The sequence below is a fragment of the Martinezella multihospitum genome (assembly GCF_900094585.1).
Lineage (GTDB): Bacteria > Pseudomonadota > Alphaproteobacteria > Rhizobiales > Rhizobiaceae > Rhizobium > Rhizobium multihospitium.
In genome coordinates this window covers 160,745-182,506 of sequence record NZ_FMAG01000004.1, presented here as the reverse complement: position 1 = coordinate 182,506, position 21,762 = coordinate 160,745, and the positions used below count along the sequence as shown (strand labels likewise).

At 59.9% G+C, this 21,762-nt stretch carries 21 protein-coding genes; 5 read left to right on the top strand and 16 right to left on the bottom strand.

Features of this window, described 5'->3' with window-relative positions; translation table 11 throughout:
- The 9 genes from GA0061103_RS17030 to GA0061103_RS16990 form a co-directional block, all read right to left on the bottom strand.
- Window positions 1–1,020 carry an ABC transporter permease gene (locus GA0061103_RS17030; protein WP_092713118.1) on the bottom strand — a complete coding sequence of 340 codons (1,020 nt, stop codon included), beginning with the start codon at window positions 1,018–1,020 and terminating at the stop codon, window positions 1–3.
- Window positions 1,010–2,560: a sugar ABC transporter ATP-binding protein gene (locus GA0061103_RS17025; protein ID WP_092713116.1), complete on the bottom strand. Its 1,551-nt coding sequence runs from the start codon at window positions 2,558–2,560 to the stop codon at window positions 1,010–1,012. Before GA0061103_RS17025 ends, GA0061103_RS17030 begins: the two co-directional genes overlap by 11 nt.
- A 63-nt stretch (window positions 2,561–2,623) precedes the next feature.
- Window positions 2,624–3,637 (bottom strand): sugar ABC transporter substrate-binding protein, encoded by a 1,014-nt coding sequence (locus tag GA0061103_RS17020; RefSeq protein WP_092713114.1) that lies wholly within the window; start codon window positions 3,635–3,637, stop codon window positions 2,624–2,626.
- A 196-nt stretch (window positions 3,638–3,833) separates the two neighbouring features.
- Complete coding sequence (locus GA0061103_RS17015; RefSeq protein WP_092713112.1) at window positions 3,834–4,526, bottom strand: amino acid ABC transporter permease; 693 nt, start codon at window positions 4,524–4,526, stop codon at window positions 3,834–3,836.
- 16 nt (window positions 4,527–4,542) lie between these two features.
- Window positions 4,543–5,250, bottom strand: a complete 708-nt coding sequence (locus GA0061103_RS17010; RefSeq protein WP_092713110.1) for an amino acid ABC transporter permease — start codon at window positions 5,248–5,250, stop codon at window positions 4,543–4,545.
- Window positions 5,251–5,306: 56 nt separating this feature from the next.
- On the bottom strand, window positions 5,307–6,125 hold the full coding sequence (locus GA0061103_RS17005) for an amino acid ABC transporter substrate-binding protein (RefSeq protein ID WP_092713108.1): 819 nt from the start codon (window positions 6,123–6,125) through the stop codon (window positions 5,307–5,309).
- Window positions 6,126–6,142: 17 nt separating this feature from the next.
- A complete protein-coding gene (locus GA0061103_RS17000) occupies window positions 6,143–6,880 on the bottom strand; it encodes an amino acid ABC transporter ATP-binding protein (protein ID WP_092713106.1) in 738 nt (245 codons plus the stop codon).
- Between the two features lie 8 nt (window positions 6,881–6,888).
- Complete coding sequence (locus GA0061103_RS16995; protein WP_092713104.1) at window positions 6,889–8,364, bottom strand: NAD(P)-binding domain-containing protein; 1,476 nt, start codon at window positions 8,362–8,364, stop codon at window positions 6,889–6,891.
- A complete protein-coding gene (locus tag GA0061103_RS16990; RefSeq protein WP_092713102.1) occupies window positions 8,361–9,359 on the bottom strand; it encodes a LysR family transcriptional regulator in 999 nt (332 codons plus the stop codon). Before GA0061103_RS16990 ends, GA0061103_RS16995 begins: the two co-directional genes overlap by 4 nt.
- A 160-nt stretch (window positions 9,360–9,519) precedes the next feature.
- Here GA0061103_RS16990 and GA0061103_RS16985 point away from each other — a divergent pair, with 160 nt between their 5' ends.
- Window positions 9,520–10,002 (top strand): CMD domain-containing protein, encoded by a 483-nt coding sequence (locus GA0061103_RS16985; protein ID WP_092713100.1) that lies wholly within the window; start codon window positions 9,520–9,522, stop codon window positions 10,000–10,002.
- Window positions 9,999–10,574: a peroxidase-related enzyme gene (locus tag GA0061103_RS16980; RefSeq protein ID WP_092713098.1), complete on the top strand. Its 576-nt coding sequence runs from the start codon at window positions 9,999–10,001 to the stop codon at window positions 10,572–10,574. The genes GA0061103_RS16985 and GA0061103_RS16980 overlap by 4 nt, the downstream gene beginning before the upstream one ends.
- A 69-nt stretch (window positions 10,575–10,643) precedes the next feature.
- Here the strand turns inward: GA0061103_RS16980 and GA0061103_RS16975 are convergent, their stop codons facing one another.
- Genes GA0061103_RS16975 through GA0061103_RS16950 form a run of 6 tightly spaced genes read right to left on the bottom strand, consistent with a single transcriptional unit; the run spans window position 10,644 to window position 16,418 of the window.
- Window positions 10,644–11,303: an HD domain-containing protein gene (locus GA0061103_RS16975; RefSeq protein ID WP_092713096.1), complete on the bottom strand. Its 660-nt coding sequence runs from the start codon at window positions 11,301–11,303 to the stop codon at window positions 10,644–10,646.
- Window positions 11,300–12,607 (bottom strand): MFS transporter, encoded by a 1,308-nt coding sequence (locus GA0061103_RS16970; protein ID WP_092713094.1) that lies wholly within the window; start codon window positions 12,605–12,607, stop codon window positions 11,300–11,302. The genes GA0061103_RS16975 and GA0061103_RS16970 overlap by 4 nt, the downstream gene beginning before the upstream one ends.
- A 42-nt stretch (window positions 12,608–12,649) precedes the next feature.
- Window positions 12,650–13,417, bottom strand: coding sequence for an SDR family NAD(P)-dependent oxidoreductase (locus tag GA0061103_RS16965; protein WP_092713092.1), 768 nt, complete (start codon window positions 13,415–13,417; stop codon window positions 12,650–12,652).
- A gap of 30 nt (window positions 13,418–13,447) precedes the next feature.
- Window positions 13,448–14,230, bottom strand: a complete 783-nt coding sequence (locus GA0061103_RS16960) for a carbohydrate ABC transporter permease (protein WP_092713090.1) — start codon at window positions 14,228–14,230, stop codon at window positions 13,448–13,450.
- Window positions 14,227–15,120, bottom strand: coding sequence for a carbohydrate ABC transporter permease (locus GA0061103_RS16955; protein ID WP_092713088.1), 894 nt, complete (start codon window positions 15,118–15,120; stop codon window positions 14,227–14,229). Before GA0061103_RS16955 ends, GA0061103_RS16960 begins: the two co-directional genes overlap by 4 nt.
- Window positions 15,120–16,418 (bottom strand): ABC transporter substrate-binding protein, encoded by a 1,299-nt coding sequence (locus tag GA0061103_RS16950; RefSeq protein WP_167376602.1) that lies wholly within the window; start codon window positions 16,416–16,418, stop codon window positions 15,120–15,122. The genes GA0061103_RS16955 and GA0061103_RS16950 overlap by 1 nt, the downstream gene beginning before the upstream one ends.
- 94 nt (window positions 16,419–16,512) lie before the next feature.
- Between GA0061103_RS16950 and GA0061103_RS16945 the strand changes: the two genes are divergently transcribed.
- Window positions 16,513–17,412, top strand: a complete 900-nt coding sequence (locus GA0061103_RS16945; RefSeq protein WP_092713084.1) for a LysR family transcriptional regulator — start codon at window positions 16,513–16,515, stop codon at window positions 17,410–17,412.
- A gap of 360 nt (window positions 17,413–17,772) precedes the next feature.
- On the opposite strand, the gene GA0061103_RS35575 is transcribed toward GA0061103_RS16945, so the two are convergent.
- A complete protein-coding gene (locus GA0061103_RS35575; RefSeq protein ID WP_280949799.1) occupies window positions 17,773–17,901 on the bottom strand; it encodes a hypothetical protein in 129 nt (42 codons plus the stop codon).
- A gap of 320 nt (window positions 17,902–18,221) precedes the next feature.
- Here GA0061103_RS35575 and GA0061103_RS16940 point away from each other — a divergent pair, with 320 nt between their 5' ends.
- Window positions 18,222–19,853, top strand: coding sequence for a carboxylesterase/lipase family protein (locus tag GA0061103_RS16940; protein WP_092713082.1), 1,632 nt, complete (start codon window positions 18,222–18,224; stop codon window positions 19,851–19,853).
- A gap of 167 nt (window positions 19,854–20,020) precedes the next feature.
- Window positions 20,021–21,724: a carboxylesterase/lipase family protein gene (locus GA0061103_RS16935; RefSeq protein WP_092713080.1), complete on the top strand. Its 1,704-nt coding sequence runs from the start codon at window positions 20,021–20,023 to the stop codon at window positions 21,722–21,724.
- Window positions 21,725–21,762: the final 38 nt, after the last annotated feature.

Genomic DNA, 21,762 nt, shown 5'->3' with positions numbered 1-21,762 from the left:
TCAGGCCTCCTGCCGGCGCAACAGGGTGGTTGCGGAGACCACGATGAGAATGAGCAGGCCCTGAACGCCGCTAACCAGCGTGCTCGAAATATTGAGCAGCTGGAAACCATTGGTGAGGAAGCCGACCAGCAGAGCTGAAAGCAACGTTCCAGTCACGGTAGGAACCAGCCGGCGTGAAAAGACCGAGCCGAGCAAAGCGGTGACAACAACAGGCAACAGCATCTCGCCGGAACCCGTCGTGCTGCCGCTCAGGTAGGAAACCGAGAGAATACCGGCGATGCCGCCGGAGAAGCCGCTGGCAACGAATGAACCAGCAAGCAGGCGACGAAGCGGCAGGCCGGCGGCGCGCGCAGCATCCGGAAACTCGCCAACAGCATAAAGGCGCAGACCAAGCGGCGTATATTGCACGATCGCCGTTACAATTGCCGTGAAGCCGATGAGGACATAGGCAAGGATCGGCATGCCGAGGGAGTCCGAAGCAGAAAGCGCCGAGAGGAAAGGCGTTGAGGCCGGAAGGACGGTATTCCCCGTCAGCACCAGTTCCAGGCCGGCAACGATGTTCATGACGGCAAGCGTGGCGAGCAGCGGCACGATGCCGGCATAGACGACGGCGATGGCATTGACCGCGCCAATCAATGTACCAGTCAGGAGCGATGCCATGATCGCCGTGACGTCACCATAGCCGAGTTGCGTCAGGCTGGCATAGACGGCGGCGCTCAGGCCCATATTGGCGGCGAGCGACAGGTCGATGCCGCCGGTGACGACATTGGAACCGCCGGCGATCAGGACGATCGTCAGTCCGATCGCAAGCACGCCGGAGATGGCTGATTGACCGAGCACATTGCCGATATTACCGATGCTGAGGAAATAAGGTGCGGTCAGCGAAAAGACGATCAGAATGGCCGCAAAGGCGATGAGCGATCCGAAGCGCAATGCCGCGGCCGCGATATTGCCGGTCGGTCGACCAGACCGTTCTACGGTCGGAAATCCGGAAGGCGCAAATTCAACTTCAGCCGACATGGCGCTGTCCTTCCGATGATCCGGTGGATTCGGCAAGTACGGCATCCGCCGTCGTCTCCGACGATATGAATTCCCGCACCACGCGGCCACGGAAGAGCACAAGGATGCGATCGGTGATGCCGATGAGTTCCGGCAGGTCGGAAGACAGGACTATGACGCCGGCGCCCCGCGCCGTGAGTTCGCCGATCAGCGTATAGATTTCAACCTTGGAGCCGATATCGACGCCGACAGTCGGCTCGTCGAGGAGGTAGACCTCGGAATGGCGACTGAGCCATTTGGCAATCGCCACCTTCTGCTGATTGCCGCCTGAAAGCGTGCGCAGCAAGGCATTGCGCCCGCTGGTCTTCACTTGCAGCCGCGCAATCAGCGCATCGACTTCGCGCCGTTCGCCTTTGCGGTCCAGAAAGCCGAAGCGGGTGAAGCGACCGAGGCTGGAAAGGCTCGTATTCTCCGTAACGCTGAGATCGAGCGCGACGCCGTGGCGACGCCTGTCTTCGGGCACCAGGGCGATCTTGCGACCTGCCGCCTGCGTGGGATTGGTGAGACGGACAGCCTTACCGCCGATTTCGATGCGACCGGAAGCCGGCCTATCCAGACCGAAGAGAGCACGGACCAGCTCCTTTGCCCCGGAACCGAGCAGACCGGTGAGACCCAGCACCTCGCCGCGGCGTAGCGTGAAGCTGACATCCTCGTATTTTCCTGGCGCCGAAAGCTGTTCGACCTTGAGGATTTCGTCGCCGGGTGCGACCACCGGCTTCGGAAACATTTCCTTGATGTCGCGCTCGACCATAAGCCGCGCGATCGCTGCGGCCGATGTATTCCCGATCGGCACGGAAGCAACGTCCAGCCCGTTGCGCAGCACGGTGACGTGGTCGCAGAGCGCCTCGATTTCGTTCAGGTAATGCGAGATGTAAATGACGGTCACGCCTTCATCGCGCAGGCGACGGATCAGGCGGAAGAGAATATCGGCCTCGCGACGCACCAATGCGGCCGTCGGCTCGTCGAAGACAAGCACCTTAGGCTGGTTGAGAAGCGCGCGGGTGATCTGGACGATCTGCTTTTCGGCCGTCGACAATTCACCGACCAGGGCGGTGTTCGGCAACCGGACACCGAAATAATCGTTGAGGATATCGGATGCGCGGCGCTGCATCAGCCGGCGATCGAGAAATGGCGTGCCTGGTATGCGCGGTTCCCGGCCGAGAAACAGGGCCTCGCCGACCGTAAAAGTCGGCACGAGCAGCCGATCCTGATGAATGAAGTGGATGCCGAGCTCTTCTGCGAGATGCGGGGTCAGCCTATCGAAAGCTTGCCCTTCGATCTCGATCCTCCCGTCATCCGGCTGATGAAGACCGGCAAGCAGCTTGATCAGTGTCGATTTGCCAGCGCCATTCTGGCCGACGAGACCATGGATGGTTCCACGTCTGATGCCCAGCGATGCACCTGCCAGCGCCTGCGCTCCGCCGAAGCGCTTGACGATGCCTTCGAAGCGGATGATGTCGTCTTTTGCCGTCACCGGCTGTTGGAAAGAAATGGTCGTCATCTCGGTCTCCAGCGGACATATTCCGGGCGATCCGGCCGTCGCAGCATCGCCCGGAGCGGACTATCAGCCGATGCCGAGCTTCTTGGTGACCTCGCCGACATTGGCCTTGTTGGCCAGAAGTGCGGGAACGTAGGTTTCGCGCGGCAGTGTCTGGCCGGCAAGGAGCTTGGCGACATTGCGGATGGCGGTACGGCCGATTTCTGCCGGCTGTTGAGCGACGTCGGCGCCGGCCGGCGACTTTGGATCGGCGATGAGCTGCAGCACTTCGGGGCTACCATCGACGCCGTAGGTGCGGATTTCGGTGCGGCCAGCAGCGGCAAGAGCCTGCGTCGCGCCGAGTTGCGGGATGTCCCATGCCGACCAGATCGCCTTGATCGACCCCTTTTCCGGATATTTGTTCAGAATCGCGGTGATCTGGGTGAAAGCGTCCTGTACGGTGTTCGGGATGACGTCGCGCAGTTCCGGCTGGAGGATCTTCACCTTCGGGAAATATTTGACGACATTGACCAGCTGGTCGTAGCGGATCGCGCAGGGTGTCACGCCATAGAAGCCGTTGAAGACGACGATATTGCCTTCGCCGCCGATATCGGAGACGAGCTGCAGCGCTAGGTCCTTGCCAATGCCCCAGTTGTCGGAGGTGGTGTTGTTGATCGAATTGGTCGAGCCGACGTCGACGGTCAGGACCGGAATGCCGGCGTCGCGCGCCTTCTTCAGCCAGGGGTCGATAACGCTCAGCGTGCCGAGGATCTGAACGATGGCATCCGGCTTCTGGGCAATCAGCGTCTGCAACTGCGAGACCAGCTTGCCGTCATTGCGCCCTGCATCCACGGCGATCGGCTCGCCGCCGAGGCGCTTCACCTCTTCGATCTGGGCATTATAGGCCTGCAGGTCGAAGAAGTGGTCGGTTCCGGTCGCGCTGATGGCGATGCGCTTACCCTTCAGGGACGGCTCTTCCCCGGCTGCGAAGGCGGGCTTTTGCCCGATCAACGACGCGCCGGCAACGGCAACTCCAGCCGCTGCGGATAATTTCAGCAGATCCCGTCTTCCCAGACCGCTATCGGACTTTTCGATGCTCATTACCACTCTCTCCAATTAGACCTTTGTCTATAAATTAAGTGTACTAATGAGAATGGGGAGAAATGAATTTCCAAAAAAGAGGATCGCGAGGGAAAAGAGTGGACAGAGCGGGCGCTCATCCCTCGCTGCAGTTTTCAAAGGCGATCAGCCGATGGAGACCATCTTGGCTTGCTGGGTCGGAAGCGTTGGGCCGAGCTCAAGTCCGCACCCTGAGCGCTCGCTCCGCCCTGTCCGCGATCTGGGTTACGGCATAGGCTATCACCATGTAGATCACGACCGCGACGAGGAAGGCCTCGAGATAGTAGAAGTTCAGCGCGGCGGTCAGCTGCGATTGCGCGAAGATGTCGACCACCTCGATGGCGAACCCCAGGGAAAGCGCCTTCATGATGACCATGAAGGAATTGGCAAGATCCGGTATCGCCGCGACGATGACCTGTGGAAGCATGACCCGGCGGAAGAGCTGGCTCCTCTTGTAGCCGAGCGAATAGGCTGCATCGGCCTGGCCAGTGTCGAAAGAGTTCAACGCGCCTTTGACGACCTCCGCCTGGAAGGCGGCGACGCAGGCAGTCAGAGCGACGATGAGCGTGACCCAGTTTGGTGTCGAATGGCCGTTATAGTTCACACCAACCAGCGATGCCAGGAATTGCAGGGTCGAGGGAAGACCATAGTAAGCGAGGAAGATCACCACGACCATCGGCACGCCCTTGAACGCGACCTTGTAGGCGACGACAAGCTGGCGCAGGACAGGAATCCGCCGATATTCGACCATGGCGAACAGGCTGCCCATGATCGTCGAGAAGACGAAGATCGCAAGCGCCATCGCGAGCGTGAGGGGTACGGCACCCAGAATATCCCAAAGATCGGGGAGAAGAACGTCGATATCGAACATGTAGCAACTCCTTCGATCAGACGCTTGCCATCAGCGTGGTTCTGCCGCGCTTGGCGCCTGGAGAAAATCTCGCGGAACGAAGCTCGAAAAAGCGGACGACAGACCAGGCGACCAGGCAAAGCAGCGAATAGAGCACCGCCAGCACGAGGTAGGTTTCGAACTGGTACTGGTTGTAGTCACGCTCCATGACGAGGTGAGCGGTCGCCATGACGTCGGCCGCGCCGATATACATGACGAGCGCAACGTTGTGGATCAGGTAGATGATCGAGTTGCCGTAGCCGGGGAGCGCGATGTGAACCGCCTGCGGGCCGAGAACGCGTGTGAGTTTCTGGCGGAACGTATAGCCAAGGCTGTCCGCAGCATCGTGCTGGCCGCGTTCGACGGCGAGATAGGCCGGCCGCATGACTTCGGACAGATAGCCTCCGTGATAGAGGCTCAAGCCCAGCATCGCGGCGATAGTCGGAGACATGAAGTCCGCGACGCCGAACACACCCACAAGCACCGGAAGCCCATAAAAGGCGACGAACAATTGCAGAACGACGGGCACGCTCCGGGCGTAGGATACGTAGAGATCCGCCAATTGGCTGATCACCGGGATCCTGCGAACCCGAAACGTCGTCGCAAGCAAGGCCAGCACGAAGCCGGCGATCATGGCCGTGAACGTGATCGCAAGCGTCAGCGGCAAGGCCGAGAGCAGCTCTGGGATCATTACGGAAAGGTCCACTTTGGAACACTCCTTCTTTCAGTCTTTGGCCTGATCGCCGGGATCTACGGGCGGCGTTACTTCATGTACGTGGTGATGTCCTCGCCGAACCACTTCTGCGAGAGCTTGGCAAGCGTGCCGTCGGCCTTGAGCTCCTTCAGAGCCTTGTCGATGCCATCGGAGAGGGCCTTGTTCTCCTCGGAGCGATGGATCAGGACAAAGGTCTGATTGATCGCAACCGGCTCGCTCGTCTTGATGTCGAGCTTCTGCTGGTCGATCACGGTCTGCTCGCCAAGGTTGGATGGCAGCACGAGCGCATCGTACTTGCCGTTCTGCACTTCCTTCAGGCGGTCCGGATAGGGAACGCCAGCGCTTGAGGCAGTGATTTCGATCTTGTAGGTCGGGTTTTGCTCCTGCCATGCCGTGGCGAACTTGTAGATGCCGCCGCCGGCGGTGACGGGTACGATCTTCTTGCCGATCAGATCCTTCATCTCGTTGATGCCGCTGTCCTTGCGGCTGTAGATCTTGATCAGGCTCGCGCCGATCGGCGCGTCAGGAATGAGGAACTGCTTTTCGCGGGCAGGTGCTCGATAATAGCCACCCGTCGCGATGTCGTACTTGCCGGTCGCAAGGCCAGTTTCCTGCGCGATGTCGGCAGCGCCTTCCATGACGAACTTGTACTGGGGCAGCTTGGCGTTGATCGCCTTCAGCACGTCAGGTTCGTAGCCCTGCGGCTCGACGCCGATCGCGCCCCAGGAGAGCGGTTTCGATTCCGCCGCGGTGGCGATCTTGATCGTACGAACGTCCTCGGCGAACGAGGCGGTTGCGAAGGCGATTGCGACGCCTGCTACGGCGAGACCGAGGCCACGGCGCGAGATTGAACTCATGGAAGTCATTTCAGGCATCCTTTCTACTAGATCGCGCGTTCGGAATTGAGAAACTGAGCGAGGCGCGGGTTGGAGGGTGTTTCGAAGATTTCGGCTGGAGTGCCGTCGGCCGCGACGACGCCCCGGTCCATGAAGACGATGCGGTTTGAGATGTTCTTGGCGAACTGCATCTCGTGGGTAACGAGGAGCGAGGTGATGCCCGAGGATGTCACATCCTTGATCACCTTTAGGACCTCGTTCACGAGTTCAGGATCGAGCGACGAGGTCGGCTCGTCGAACAGCATCACGTCCGGCTTGACCGCCAGGGCGCGGGCGATGCCGGTCCGCTGGAGCTGACCGCCAGAGAGTTGAGAGGGATAATTGTCGAGCTTGTCGGCAAGACCGACGCGTTCAAGCTCCTTAAGGGCGATGGCGCGAGCTTCTTCCTTCGGCTTGCGCTGCACGACGACAAGCGGGTCCATCACATTCTGGATGACCGTCATGTTCTTGAAGACGTTGAACTGCTGGAAGACCATCGCCGTGCGAAGACGGATCGCTTGAACGGCGGCCTTGTCGGGGCGTCCGTAATCCATGCGGATGCCGTCGAACGCGATCGAGCCGGAAGACGGCTTGGCCAGATGGTTGATGCACTTGAGAAGCGTGGTCTTGCCAGTGCCGCTCGGGCCGATGATCGACACCACGTCGCCGCGTTTCACCGACAGGTCGACGCCATTCAGAATTTGCGTGCTTCCATAGGACAGCTTTAGGTTCTTGATCTCAAGCATTTCGGATGTCAGGTCCTTTCGGAAGATAGTTCGGAAGGCTCTTTGGTATCGTCGTCTGCCCACTCGTCACCGAGGAGTTCCGGCGTGTCGAAAGCCTGGAGGTTTTCGAAGTGCTTCTCGCGGTCGGCGACAAAAAGGGCGCGGACAATGCCACGCGCCAGGCGGTCAGCACCTTCGCTGATTGCGGGGATGTCGCCGGTAAGCTTGCCGTGACTGAGTGTCGCCGGAAAATTGAAGCAGTGAATCCTTGCCAGCGTTGGGCACGAGCCCGGCTCCCTTTCGAGGAATTCGAACGCTTCTCCGAGATCGGGTGAGCCTTCGAGCTCCGCATTCGACATACCGGCGGGCGTCGGGAAGCGGTCGCGCCAGAGGCGGATGTGCGGGTCGAAGGCGGCCAGTTCCGGCCGATTGGCCAGCTCGATCTTGAAGCCGGTTCCAAAGATCAGGAAGTCGACGGGATAGCTGTCCTTCGGCGTCGTCACCACGACGTGTTCACCGTTCTGCTCCAGCCCGCTGATCGGGCTCTCAAGATGGAGATGGGCTTGCGGGAAGGAACTGACGCGCAAGACGCTCGGCCGTGGCGGCGGTGTCTGCTGGCCCATGGCATAATTGAGGAAGCGCCACTTCCACTCATCGGGGAGGCCGGCAAATCCATGCACGACGCCTTGGCTGCCGATGCCGGTGAACTTGTTGATCCGCGGCAGCTCCTTGCGGCGCACGAACATGTCGAGGCGGAACGCACCAGCTTCGAGAGCGGTTGCGGCATTGTCCATCGCCGATGCGCCTGCACCAACGACGCCTATCCGCTTGCCGCGCAGCTCTGCGAAATCGATATCGTCGGCGGTATGCGCCCAGAATTTCCGGTCTATGTTAGCTGCGATTGCAGGCACGAATGGCCCGCCAAGGCCATCACGGCCGGTCGCGAGCACCACATGGCGAGCGACCATCGTTTCCACTTGTCCGTCCTGACTGCAGACAAGATCAAGCATTCCGTCCTCGCGCGGCAGGATCGCATCGACGGTCACACCGTTGCGGACAGGAAGCTCGAGCACTTTGCGGTACCAGACCAGATACTCCATCCAGATTTCGCGCGGAGCCCGGTCGAGCGCGATCCATGCCTCACGCCCATAACGAGCTTCGTAATAGGCCCGGAAGGTAAGCGCCGGAAGCCCCATCGCCGGACCGGTGAGTTGCTTTGGCGAACGAAGGGTACGCATCCTGGCAAAAGTGACCCACGGCCCTTCCTGACCAGCAGGCGCCTTGTCGAGAACGAGATGGTTGGCGACACCCAGCCTCTTCAGCATCGCGGAGGCGACGAGCCCGGCCATGCCTGCGCCAATGATGACGACATCGACGACAGGCTGACCGTCGATCACGCGCGGCGGCACCCAGGATTTGGCCGGCAGTTCCAGCCAGGCGAGATCCTGCCGCAGCCGCGCCTCAAGAGCATCGAGACCGTTCGGCAAGGTGGAAAGATCGCTCATGCCGGCGCTCCCTCAGGTCGCGGAGTTTGCCCGTAAACGGTATCGGCCAGCGCTTCTGCGCCGCTCGAGTCGAACAGACGGCAGCCTGGCATCGCCAAAGCCACCGCGCGCGCCGCCTCGATCACGGCGGTGATCGTCGACGTGAGCGGCAGCGCGGCGGGCGATATGGCACCGAACAGGAAGGGGATGGTGTGATCGAGCACGCGCATCACGACGCCTTCAAGCGGCACGCCGACGACGGTCGCCGGCTCGACGATGCCAACCCCAAGCCCGGCTCGAACCAACGAAAGCGCTGTCAGTGAAGCATTGACGTCGATGATCCGGTTCGGCGAAATCCCTGCCCGTTCCAGCGCCTCATCGACCCGGTGACGCAAGCGATATGGGTTTGCCAGAGTGATGATGCGGCGGTCGACAAGATCGGCAAGGCGCACCACGTCACGGTCGGCAAGCGGATCGCTCGCGCTAATCGCGACAACGCATGGCGCCTCCGCGATCCAGTGTATTTCGAGGCCCGGATGTTCGAGCGGCAGGCTTGCGATCCCGAAATCCGCCGAACGGGCGAGCACTGCCTGAACGACGTTTTCGGCCGCAAGCGCCTGCACATGCAGATGACGTGGGATCAGATCCGGGGCAACGGCTGCTAGCGCCTGCGGAAGAACGCCCGCCGCAAGCGACGGTGTGGCCGCGATTGTCAGCGTGGGGGGCTCATCACGACCGATCGCCTCGGCACGCTCGCGGATATGTGTGAGGCTGGCGAGATGACGCTCGACCTCGGAATGAAACAGCACCCCCCGCGAGGTCGGCGTGATCCGCGGACCGCTTCGATGCAGGAGCGCATAGCCGATATCGGCTTCCAGATCCTGGATGAGCCTGGTGACCGCCGGTTGCGATCGGCCCAGCAGGCGCGCTGCCCCGGTCACGCTGCCTGCGGAAATCACGGCTGCGAAGGCTTCAAGTTGCCGAATATCGAAAGAGCTAGAATGCATAGATGACATGAAACACTCCCATTAATGTGAGTAAAGCATACGAATTCTCACTTGACGATCGGAATTAGATAATTATTCCGCATCAAAATCGCTTAATCATTATTATTTGACATAATGACACGCCGCGCCTACCTAGATGCTACCCCACAGACGCACCGAGGAGCCTGTTTTGACACTCATCGAAACCCTAGTCTCCGTGAAGCCTGGCTCCGCGCTCGCCGAAGCCATGGAAAAGCGCGCGGAGATCCTGCGCCTGAGCGAGGCAGCCCATGACGCCGTGCTGCTGCCGCGCGATCCCGGCGGCCTGTCCCATGGACTCCGGGCAGCACTTGCCGCCCGCATGGCCCGGCAAAATCACAACGAAGCGCTGGCGCGCCACTATGATGCTCTCGTGGAACGGGCGGGCGAACCCGCGATTGCCCCCCTCTCCGTACCGGGCACGACGGCGGAGGACGCACGCGTCGCCGAGATCGTTCGTCACGCCGACCGGCTGACCGTCGCACCGAGGGAGGCAGCCCGCGCGGACATAGAAGCGTTGCGCGCCAGGGGCGTGACCGATGCCGACATCGTCCGGCTCTCCGAACTGGCGGCCTTCGTGAACTACCAGGTGCGCGTTATCGCGGGATTGGCACTGATCGGAGCAAGACAATGAGTGAAGTCGTTCACGCTTTCACCACCAAAATTCCGCGTTGGCAGCCCTATGTCGTTCCGGTCGACCTGGAGACTGCGACCGAGGAACAGCGCGCGGCAATGCAGGTGACGCCGTCCAACAAGGGCATCTCACCCTATGTTCTGACACTTGCGCACGATCCGGAATCGCTTACGGTCCGCTCTCCCCTGTTCAATCTGATCATGTACGGAAAAGACGGACTCGCTTCGAGCGAACGAGAACTGGGCGCGACGGCCGCATCCGTTGTCAACCACTGCGTCTACTGCGCCGCAGTTCACGCCTCTCGGTTCATCAGCCAGACCAAAAGAACCGACGTGATCGAGGCAATCTTCGCGGACGGCCTCGATGCGGAACTCGACGAGCACCTGCAGGCGATCTTCGACTTTTCCGCACGCCTCTCGCCAACGCCGCCCGAAGCCACGAAAGCCGATGCGCAGGCATTGGCCGATGTCGGCTTCTCTGAATTGGAATCCCTCGACCTCGTCCTGTCGTCAGCCATCTTCGGCTGGGCGAACCGCTTGATGCATACGCTCGGCGAGCCGGTGACCGATTAGGTCGGATAGACCAAGATATGGACTATGGGGCTCGGGACAGCGTCAGCGGTTCCGATGATCCGCTTGCCATCACGTTCTGCCCATACGGCTGCGAAGGTTGCTGGCAAGGCCTCCCATCGTCTCTTGCCTGACGAGGCCAAGTGCAGCCGCCACGTGCCACCAGCCATGGTCTGCTTGCCGGACGATCGTGCATTCGGCGCTCACCCCCATGTGATTACCCTCGAACGAATGGCCGACGGCAATGTGGGCGACCTCCTCGGGAAGGCCCGTCACCAGGCAGACATACATTCCGAAGACGGAGTGGCGAAACGTCGGCTGTCCCGCATCCGCCGGAAAGGCAGCCCAGCGCTTTCTATTGGAAGGATCGAATTCGTAAGGCTTGCCGACATCGTGGCACGCCGCGCCGGCAAGCAGTATGGTCCAGTCAATGGCGACCTCGGGATAGGTCTCCTCGAACTCACGCGCGATGGCGTTCGTGTAGCGGAACACGCCGCGGACATGATCGGCCTGCGTGCCCTGTATCAGGACCGGCGCCCCGGGATTGCCGTCGGGCGGAATATCCGTGATGCGCCTGAAATCCGAACAGCAGAGCGAGTAGCTCCATGCCTCGACTACCTTCGCACGGATTTCGGCATCGCCGATCTCGGCAATTTCGGGAAAGTCTTCGATTACGCTTGCTCTCGTTGCCTCGGTAATGGGACGCCGCAATGTCGGATAGTGGTAGGTCATGCTTTGGCCGTTTCGCTTGCTTGCGGCGCAATCGGCGCCGGTAGGGGAAATTCCGGTGGGATAGGTTTCCTGGTCAGGGTGAGCGTCGCCGCGGCACCGAGGAGAAGCAACGCCGCTGCGATACCGAACGCCCAGTCGTAGCTACCCGTTCCGGCAACGACGTAACCGGTGATGATGGGTGCGATCAGTCCGAAAAGATTGCCGCCGAGCGCGGTGATGGCAATGACCCGCGAGACATCGCGGGGATCGCTCAAGAGGTCGCTGGCAAGCGTGAAATTCAGCCCTGCACCCGTTGTCGACCCGGTCAGCACCAGCGTCAGGACGACAAGCAGTTCGGTAAGATTTCCAACCGAAGGCGCCAGGACGATCAGAAGGGATAGGACCGCCATGGCGGCGATGAAATTCCGCCGCTTGCCGTTGCGGACAGCTTCGGATGACAATAGCCGATCACTCGCGCGGGCAATGATGAGACTGAGGACGACCGTGATCAAATAGGGAATGGCGGTGAGGTAGCCTGTATTCATGGTCGACAGTTCGCGGGTCGACTGCAGGAAGGTAGGCAGCCATGTCAGGAACAGATAGGCGGTATAGACCAGGCAGGCCTGCGTGATGACGAGGCCCCAGATGCTGCGTTGGGCAAACAGGTGCCGGATCGTCGACGGCGACGCGGATGCGATCGATCTCACGTCTCCGTTACGTTCGCGCAGGATCGTGTCGCGTTCGACATCCGACAGCCACCGTGCGTCTTCGGGCGCCTTGTACCAATACAGCCAGACGCCGAGCCAGACGAATCCAAGGATACCGAGCAACACGAAACAGACTCGCCAGCCGACGAATTCGACCAGGCCTGCGGTGATGATCGCCCCAAGTGCAGGCCCGGCCGTGGAGCCGCCGTTGAACAGCGTGGTCACGACGCCGCGTTCGCGCTCGGGAAACCAGTCCCGGATCACACGTCCCGATGCCGGATAGGAGGTGGCCTCGCTCGCCCCCATGACCAGGCGTGCCGCCAGGATCGATGCAAACCCGCTGGCGGCGGCGGTCAAGGCGGTCGCGGCCGACCATATTGCGATGCCGCCACCTATCATCTTCTTGACGCCGACCTTTTCCAGAACCAGGCCCAGCGGAATAAGGCAGATCACGTAGGTCCAGAGGAATCCGGAAAAGAGATAGCCCATCTGCACCGGCGAGAAGCCGTATTCGGCCGCTATCGGCTTCGAGGCGATCGAAAGCGCGATCCGGTCGATGTAGTTGATGATGACGGCCGAAAAAATCAGAGCGGCGATCCAGATCCGTTTATGATGCATGTCTTCCCCTTCCCTGCTCCCGCACACAAAATTCGTCTTCGTTCACGATGCCAGTCCGCCGTCGACTGCGTGGATATGGCCGGTGACGAAGCTGCTCATCCCTGAGGCCAGATAGAGCGCCACGTTGGCGACCTCGGCCGGATCGGCGTGACGCCCCAGGGGAATTTCCTGGTCGATCTGCTGGGTAACGTTCACACCGTTGAGCGCACCGATCCGGTCTTCGATCTCCTGCTGGAAACCATTGGCGATCGGTCCTGGATTGAGCGAGTTGACCCGGATGCCCCGCGGGGCAAGAGCACGCGCAGCGGCCCGCACGACCCCAGTTTGCGCATGCTTGGCCGTGACATAGGCGATGTTCTGGCCTGCCCCCTCCCCGCCTCTCGTGCCGGCCATGCTCGACGTTACGATAATGCTGCCACCATCGCGCATCCTGCGGGGACCATACTTGCATGCAAGGAAAGCGCCCTTCACGTGGATGCGATAAGTGCGATCGAACGCTTCCTCGTCGTAGTCTTCGAGCCTGCCGATTGCCCCATAGTTGCCGGCGTTGCTGAAGAGGACGTCGATTGCTCCCCATTTGGCGGCGGCGGCATCGACATAGGCCTGCACCGTTTCCGCTTCCGAGACGTCGCCGGTGAAAATCTCGACATCTGGCGATCCCAGCTGCGAGCGCGCGGCCTGCAGCGTATCCGTATCGAGATCGACCAGGAGAACTTTGGCGCCATGCTGCAGAAACAGGCGTGCCGATGCCAGGCCAAGGCTGCCGCTACCGCCGGTGATGATGCAAACCTTGTTATCAAGTAGCTTCATGGACTCGTCTCCCATCTGGTCAATCCCCATCTACTTCACGCTTCCGGCGACGAAGCCCCTTCCCAGTTGCTTTCGGATCAACGCGAGCGCCACGATCGGCACGATGAAATAGATCGTCGAACCCGCAAAGATCTGGCCGTAAAGCGGCCCCTGAGGCGGCACATAGCGCATCAGGAGCGGCAGGAAGGTCAGCGCATTGCGATCGGTCAGCACCAAAGCGAACAGGAACTCGTTCCAGCAAAAACAGAAGATCAGGACGGCGGTGGTCAGGATCGGCCCTGCGGCGATCGGCAGGACGATCCGCCAGAGGATCGTCCAGGAATTTGCTCCGTCCAGCCGCGCCGCCTCATCGATCGTCTCGGGGATAGCCGCAAAGAAACCCTGGATCATCCAAATGGCAAAAGGCAGCGAAAAGGTCAGATAGGTTGTGGTCAGACCGAAGACTGAATCCAGGAGACCCGTGCTGCGGAAGAACAGGTAGAATGGAATGACCAGCACTATACTGGGGATCATGCGCATTGCCAGAATGGCGAGCGCCAGACGGTCGAACCTGCTTCCGAGACGGGTCATGCCGAAGGCAGCCATCGACCCGAGCACGATCGAAACCAGCGTGCTTGCGGTTGCCGTCAGGAAAGAATGCCAAAGTGCCGCCCAGAACTGCTCCTGGGACAGGACGTCGCGATAGTTTTCCAGGCCGAGCCCCGGGCCGGCATCCGTCTGTACGGAGAAGGAGACAAACAGCGCCCAGAGCGGGGGGAGGATTGTGAGGGCGCAGGCGACCAAGGCCAAGGCATAGAGAAGCTTGGTCTTCATGCCCGAGCTTCCTTTGTGCCGGTGCGGTTGAGCGCTGCCATCAAGACAAGCACGAGCGCCATGATGACGACGAAGACGATGAGAGCAAGTGCCGCGCCGGACCCCATCTGAAAGCCCTGGAAGCTGGTACTGTAAGCGTAGTAGTTCAGAATCTCGGTGCTCGTGCCGGGGCCGCCCTGTGTGATGACGATGATCAGATCTATGTTCTTCAACGAATCGATGAGGCGAAGCAGCAGCGCGACCATCAGGATCGGCTTCAGCAGCGGCAGCTCGACAAGACGAAGAACCTGCAAGCGGGTCGCCCCGTCGATGACCGCTGCTTCTATCACCTCTTCCGGCAATGTCAGCAGGCCAGCAAGCAGGACTGCGAACATGAAAGGCGTCCACTGCCAAGCATCGGCGACGATCAGGCTGTAAATGGCAATGCTCGGGCTGTTGACCCAGGCAACCGGAGAGATGCCGAGCCACGAAAGAACGATGTTGAACATTCCGAACTGCGGACTGTACATGCTCTTGAAATAGAAGGCCCAGATCAGCGGCGCTATCATGATCGGGATGCAGAGCACGACGCGGAAAACCGCAAAACCCGACCAGTTCTTCTGCAGGCCATGCCTGATGAGCAGTGCAAGCGCCAATCCCAGCACGAGTTCCAGAAGGACGGAGAGACCGGTGTAGACGACGGTGACACCGACAACACGCAAGGTGTCGGCGGAGGTCAGAATATCGATGAAGTTCTGAAGTCCATTCCAGCGCTTGACGCCGGAAATCAGGTTCCAGCGATAGAGGCTGATCGACACGGCCTGCACCAGCGGCCAGCCGATGATGCCGAGCAGGCACAAAAGGCTGGGCGCGATGAAAGCGCAGGCGACGCGTCGTGACGTCATCTGCATCAATAGTAACCCGCATCGCGCATGATCTGGTCGACGGATTTCTGCGCGGTCTCCAATGCCTCCTTCGGCGATATCTCGCCGGCGAAGGCGCGGCTAAGCTGTATGCCGACCTCGCCGTCGACCTGGCTCCATTCCGGAATCTGCGGGCGTACCTTCGCCAGCTTGAGGCTCTCGGCAACCGCCGAAAACCAGGGCTTGGCGGTCGCATTCGCAGCCCAGGCGGAATTGCGGCAGGGCTGACCGCCATGCTGGACGATCATGCTTGACTGGACATCGCGGCTGTTGAACCAGGCGACATATTGGGCAGCCGGCTTCGGATCCTGGCAGTATTTCGATACGGTAAGGCCAAGGCCACCCATGACGGGCGCACTGCAGACCTTGCCCTTCGGCGGCACCGCACTCTGCAACTGCGGCTTCGTCTTGGCATCCGCGGTGACTTGCGCATCTGGAATCCACGCGACCGGATCGAGCGTACCGAGGCCGCTTGCCATCGCCTTGACTTCGTCACTTTCCGTGTAGGCTGCACCTCCCGGCGGCATGGTCTTGACGAGTTCCAGCAGGAAAGCCAGGGAATCGATACCATTCTGATCGGCGAAAATCGGCTTCATCTTGTCGTCGAACAGGACGCCGCCATTCGCCCAGTAGATCGGCAACCAGACACCGAAGGCCTTGGCGAGACGCTCGGTGCCGGCAATGAAACCGAAGCGGGAGACCTTCGGATCTACGACCTTCTGCGATGCCTTGAGAAGGTCGTCCCAGGTCTGCGGCAGGTCGAGGCCGACGGCATCGAGATGCGCCTTGTTGTAGATCAGGCGCTGGCAATTGCCGATCGTTGCCATGCCATAGGTCTTGCCATCGGCGCCGTACATGTCCTTGAACGTCTGCGGGATATCAGAGAAGAAGTCCTTCAGCTCCTCGGCCGGGATCAGATCATCCAGCGCCAGAAGATGGCCGGCCTTCGCATAGCCCTTGAGATAAATCGAATCCACCTGGACGACGTCGTAGGACGAGCTGCCAGCGGCAAAGGCGGCGACCTGTTTCTGGATTGCCTCGTTGTAGCCCATGGTGATGTTGTTGATCTTGATCCCGGTCGCCTTGGTGAATTCCGGCGATAGATCGACGAATGGCTGACCGAACATGCCTTCGCCGAGCGAAAGCACATTGATCGTCGTGGTCGCGGAAATGGCCGGAGCGGGAAAAAACTCGCCGGCGACGGCGGCACCAGAGAGCATAGCGGTGCTCTTCAGGAGCGTTCGCCGCGATAGCGAAGGCCCATTACCCTGCATAGTCGTCTTCATGTGATCCTCCCTATTGCTCCCGGAGAGGAAATAGCCACATATATGATTGACATGTCTAATTGGAAAAATTAGCCTTAATACATAGGTATATACTATGAATAACTTTTCCATTGGCCAACTCGAAGCGTTCCGTTGGACCGCTGAGCTCGGCAGCGTTCAAAAGGCCGCGGACCGCTTGAACGTGACGCAGCCCTCCTTGTCTCTTCGCCTGAAACAACTGGAAGCGGAAGTTCCGGCTCCGCTGTTCGAGAAATATGGACGCAGGCTACGCCTCACACGTCAGGGACACGCGTTCCTGTCACGCACCAGGATCGTGCTCGATGCCTATGAGGACCTGAAGAGAGCATCCCGGGTGCCGGAAATTTCGGGCACACTCCGGATCGGCATGGCCGAGGGATTTGCAGTTGCCTGCATGGCAACGCTTATTGCTGCCCTCCAGAGGGACTTCCCATTGCTAAGGCCCGAATGGACGATCGCGACAAGTGCTGGCCTCGAACAGCAACTCGCCGACGGCGAGCTTGATCTTGCCATTCTTGTCGACCCGATCGGGCTACGCGAGGTGCGCCTGTTCGCACTCGGCCGCCAAGCTAACAGTTGGGCAGCGTCGGCGGCAGCCTTTCCAGAGATCGGCGCCTGCCCTCGCGATCTTACAAAACTGCCCGTCATTACAACTCCGCCACCAACGGCAATGTATCGAGGAACGCTGGGCTGGTTCTCCGAAGAAAAGGTCATGCCCGAGAATGTCTGCCTTTGCTCAAGCTTGAATGCGGCCCTCCAGCTCGTCGCCGCCGGCCTTGGCATCGGCATCTTCCCAACCAAAGTGATCGACGCCTATCCCCTGCCAGGAGCCCTCCGCAAACTAAGGACCGATCCCAGCCTGCGGGACGGGCGCGTGTTCGTCGCCGACAGGGTTACCTCGGATCAAATGCAGACAAACGCCTTGATCACGGTGATCGAGGACACTGCAAGGTCGTTGAAATACTTCGAAGAATGACGATCTTGCGGCTTTCTGTCCGAGCGCAGGCGGATCAAGCCGCGAAGATAATTTCCCCTAAACCAGCCTCCAGCCGATGATGCGCTTCGACCGCATCCCATCCGGTAAAACTGGTTGCACGTTGACCCCGCTCGCATGTTTAAATTCGGCGTGTTCGAAGTCTAGAATTTCGTCTTACACAAGAATTTCCGAAATTCTCACAAATAGGGCAAGGATGGCTACCCTGAGATCTCCACGATCAGGCTCCAAGGCCTCCCAATGCCCGATCTCGGCAATGAACAGCATTCATTGGAAAATCCTATGCGTTTTTGCATGATAATTCCAATTAGACATACGGGCTGATGCCCTAAATATGCGTCCTCAGGCACCATGGCGGGAGGAACCCATGATGACGACGCGCAGCCTTATCGGATTTCTGATTTTTCCACGATCACCGGCTGCCATGTCGGCCGACGACGGCGTTCCAATGGCCCATGCACCATTGCGCATGAATTCGGCATCCTCTCCGTTGCGACAGGCTGCCGGCTTTCCAGCTTTCCTTGGATCTACTTCATTTCTGTCATTCGCATGGGCTCTCGGCCGGACATGCGGACACGGAGCGAGCCTAAACGACCACAATCCAAGCTTCTGTTCGTCTGGTCTGACGCCGACTTCCGCGTGAGGCGCGGAAACTCGGCCGACAAGCGAAGGCAAGAGGGCCGGTGCCCAGGCTGACAAGCCAATAATTGCGTTTCCAGTCACAATTCATTTGTCGGTGGCTCGAAAAAACAACTGCTGAACTGAACATCAAAATGGGAGGATCGTGTTCGATGCAGCGGAAATTTGGAATAAATCTGAAGGTGCTAGCGCTTTGCGCGGCTTTTCTTGGTCTGACATTGACATCCCCTCACGCAGACGAATTTGTCGCCTCGCAAGACAAGACTGTGGTGCAAACCAAGCAGGGCGCCCTTCTCGGTGCTCTCAGCGACGGAATCTACAGCTATCTTGGAGTTCCCTACGCGCAGGCCGAGCGTTTCATGCCTGCCTCCGAGGTCAAGCCGTGGAACGGGATACGGCCTGCGGTCACCTACGGCGAGAATTGCTTCATTCCGCCGATGAAAACCGTCGCCGGGGATGAACTGTTCAATCCACATCGCTATCTGCCGATGAGCGAGAACTGCCAATTCCTGAATATCTGGACACCAGGCGTAAATGACGGAAACAAGCGGCCGGTCATGGTGTGGATCCATGGCGGCGGCTTCACCAACGGCTCAGGAATCGAACTTACTTCCTACGATGGGCAGAATCTCAGCAAAAAGGGAGGAGTGGTCGTCGTAACCCTGAACCACCGGCTGAACGTTCTCGGCTTTCTCGACCTGTCGGCTTACGGAGAGAAATACAAGCTTTCCGGCAATGCCAGCATGACGGATCTGGTGGCGGCGCTGAAATGGGTGCACGAAAACATCCAGGCCTTTGGCGGCGACCCGTCAAACGTGACGATCTTCGGCCAGTCGGGCGGCGGCTACAAGGTCCGCGCTTTGATGGGCACCCCCTCGGGCAAAGGCCTGTTCCAAAAGGCGATCGTCGAAAGCGGGTCGCGGGTTGACTCGGTCACCGATCAGGCATCCTCGCGCAAAATTGCCGAACTCACCTTGGCTAATCTGGGCCTGAAGCCCCAAGACGTCGATAAGCTTGCCGATGTCGACTACTACGAGCTCCTGGCGGCCTCTGACAAGGCGATCAAGGACGCGGCGGCCCAAGGGGCCAAGGATGCCCGTTGGGCCCCGGTCCTCGACGGCGATTTCATTCCGGAAAATCCGGTTGGAGCAAAATGGGTCGATCAGGCCAGAGACATTCCCCTGATGGTCGGCAATACCCTTAATGAGTTCGAAACCGTAATCAGCAACAAACCTGCCGATCTTCTCGCCGACAACAAGAACGATTGGAGCGAGGAGCAGGCCAGAGCCAAGCTCGCACAGCGCTTCGGCGATAAGGCCGATGCCGTCGGAAAGGCATTCCTCGAAGCCTATCCGGAAAAGAAGCTCGGCGATGCCTTCTTCGTCGATCTTCGGTTTCGGCCCGGCACCATCCGTGATCTCGATCTCAAGGCCAAGCAGGGCGGAGCGCCGGTCTATTCCTATATGTTCGCCTATGAGTCGCCCGTCATGGATGGCATAGCCATGGCCTGGCATTGCTCCGAGCTTCCTTACGTCTTTGCCAATGCCGCGCTGGTCAAGACCTCGACCGGCGGCGGACCAGATGCGATTGCCCTGTCGGACAAGATGAGCCAGGCATGGGTCAATTTTGCCCGCAGCGGCAAGCCGAGCGCAGAAGGCCTGCCGGACTGGCCCGCCTATACGATCGGACACGGTACGACCATGATCTTTGACAGGCAATCCCGGGTTGCCGAGGACCCGGATCGAAAGCTGCTGCAGGCGGCAGGCGCTCTTTTAAGCGAATGACGACCGACGACAACAGCCGCAGGATGGCTGCTCCGCTCCCTAAGGAAACGCATAGCTGGCGGGGCGCCATTTTCAAGACCGCAATGCAAACCATCCAACCAATACGCAGCACGGCCAGGCGCTGTCTAAAGTTGGTTCGGCCAAGACCCAAGAGGAGGATCCAGCCAATGCAGCCAGTGTTGACGTCGACGATAGGGAACTATGTTCGGCTTTTGGCCACAACTATCGCCCTATCGATCACGCCGCTTGTTGGCGCGGCCAATGCTGGATCGCCCGTCGACGTCGTCAAGGTGGATGGCGGTCTTCTGCGAGGCGTGGCGACGGATGTGCCGGGCGTTCAGGTTTTCAAAGGCGTCCCCTTTGCCGGCCCGACCGCAGGCGAAAACCGCTTCAAGCCGCCGCAGCCGGTGCAAAAATGGGATGGAGTGAAGGTGGCGGACCACTGGGGCGATCAAGCGCTTCAGGATATCCATGGAAATCCCGTTGGCCAATTCTGGGGAGATGAATTCTATTTCGACCCCGCTTTCATGCCCAAGGCCAGCGAAGACGGTCTCAACCTCAACGTCTGGACACCTGCCGCCAGCACGACCGACAAGTTGCCGGTCTATGTCTGGATCCATGGTGGCGCGAACCACCATGGCTACGCTTCCGAGATGGAGTTTTACGCATCCAAACTCGCGGCGAAGGGAATCATCGTCGTTGCGATCCAATACCGCGTCGGCGCACTCGGCTTTCTGGCACTTCCCGAACTATCGCAGGAAAGCCCGCAGAAGGTCTCCGGCAACTATGCCATGCTGGATCAGATCAAGGCGCTGCAATGGGTGCGGGACAATATTGCCGGCTTCGGCGGCGATCCAGACAACGTCACCATCGGCGGTCAATCCGCGGGAGCGCGCAATTCCACCATGCTGCTGCGCTCGCCGCTGGCCAAGGGCCTCTTTCACCGCGCAGTCATCGAAAGTGGCTTCACGGGATTCTTCGCTTCGCCGATGATGCCGCTCGCCGAGCGGGAAACAGCGAATGCAAAAGCCATCGAGCAGGTATTCGGCAAGCCGATGACGCTCGCCGATCTGCGTCAAATTCCAACGGACGACTTCATCTCCAAAATGGCCGCCGACGGCAAGACGCAGCTTTATGAAGCGCTGCACAAGGCAACCAATATTCCTGCCCAGCATGCCATCGACGGCTATGTCTTCACCAGCGAGTCCATCGATCTCCTGCGTCCCGGCGCGCTTGACGGCCTCGATATCATGATCGGCGGCACTTCGAACGAATATAGCTCGCTGAATGGCGGTCCCGACAAGACCATGTCCCAGTCCGAATTCAACGATGCCATGAAGAAGATCGGCTATGGCGATGACTGGCAAAAGGTCTATCGACCGTCCGATCCGCGCGACGCCTATCGCATGTGGCTGCGCGCCCGGGCCGACTACAATCTGCAGAACTATCTGGTCTCCTCGGAACTGGTGAAATCGAGAAACCGGAACCTGCACGTCTATGATTTCTATTTCAACCACGCGCCGCCTGGCCGCGATTCCGAATTCTATGGCTCGTTCCATTCGTCGGACCTCTGGTATTTCATGAATTCGATGCGGGACGTGCCGGGCCAGCGGGCATGGACGGTAGCCGATTGTCGAATGGCGGAGACCATGTCGTCCTACCTGGCGAATTTCGTCAAAACGGGCAACCCGAACGGAGGCGGTCTTCCCGAATGGCCTCAGACGTCGGCCGACACCGGCGGAGCCTTCATGTGGTTCCGCGACGGCTATGCCCATGCCACAAACCAGACCCCCTATCCGGAGCGGGACGATCTCAACCGTCGGGCTGTCATGGAAGCCCAGCATCTCTCCGGTTCCGACCTGCCCCGGTAAACGCGGCATCTTCGGCAAACTATCCAGATCCTGAACGT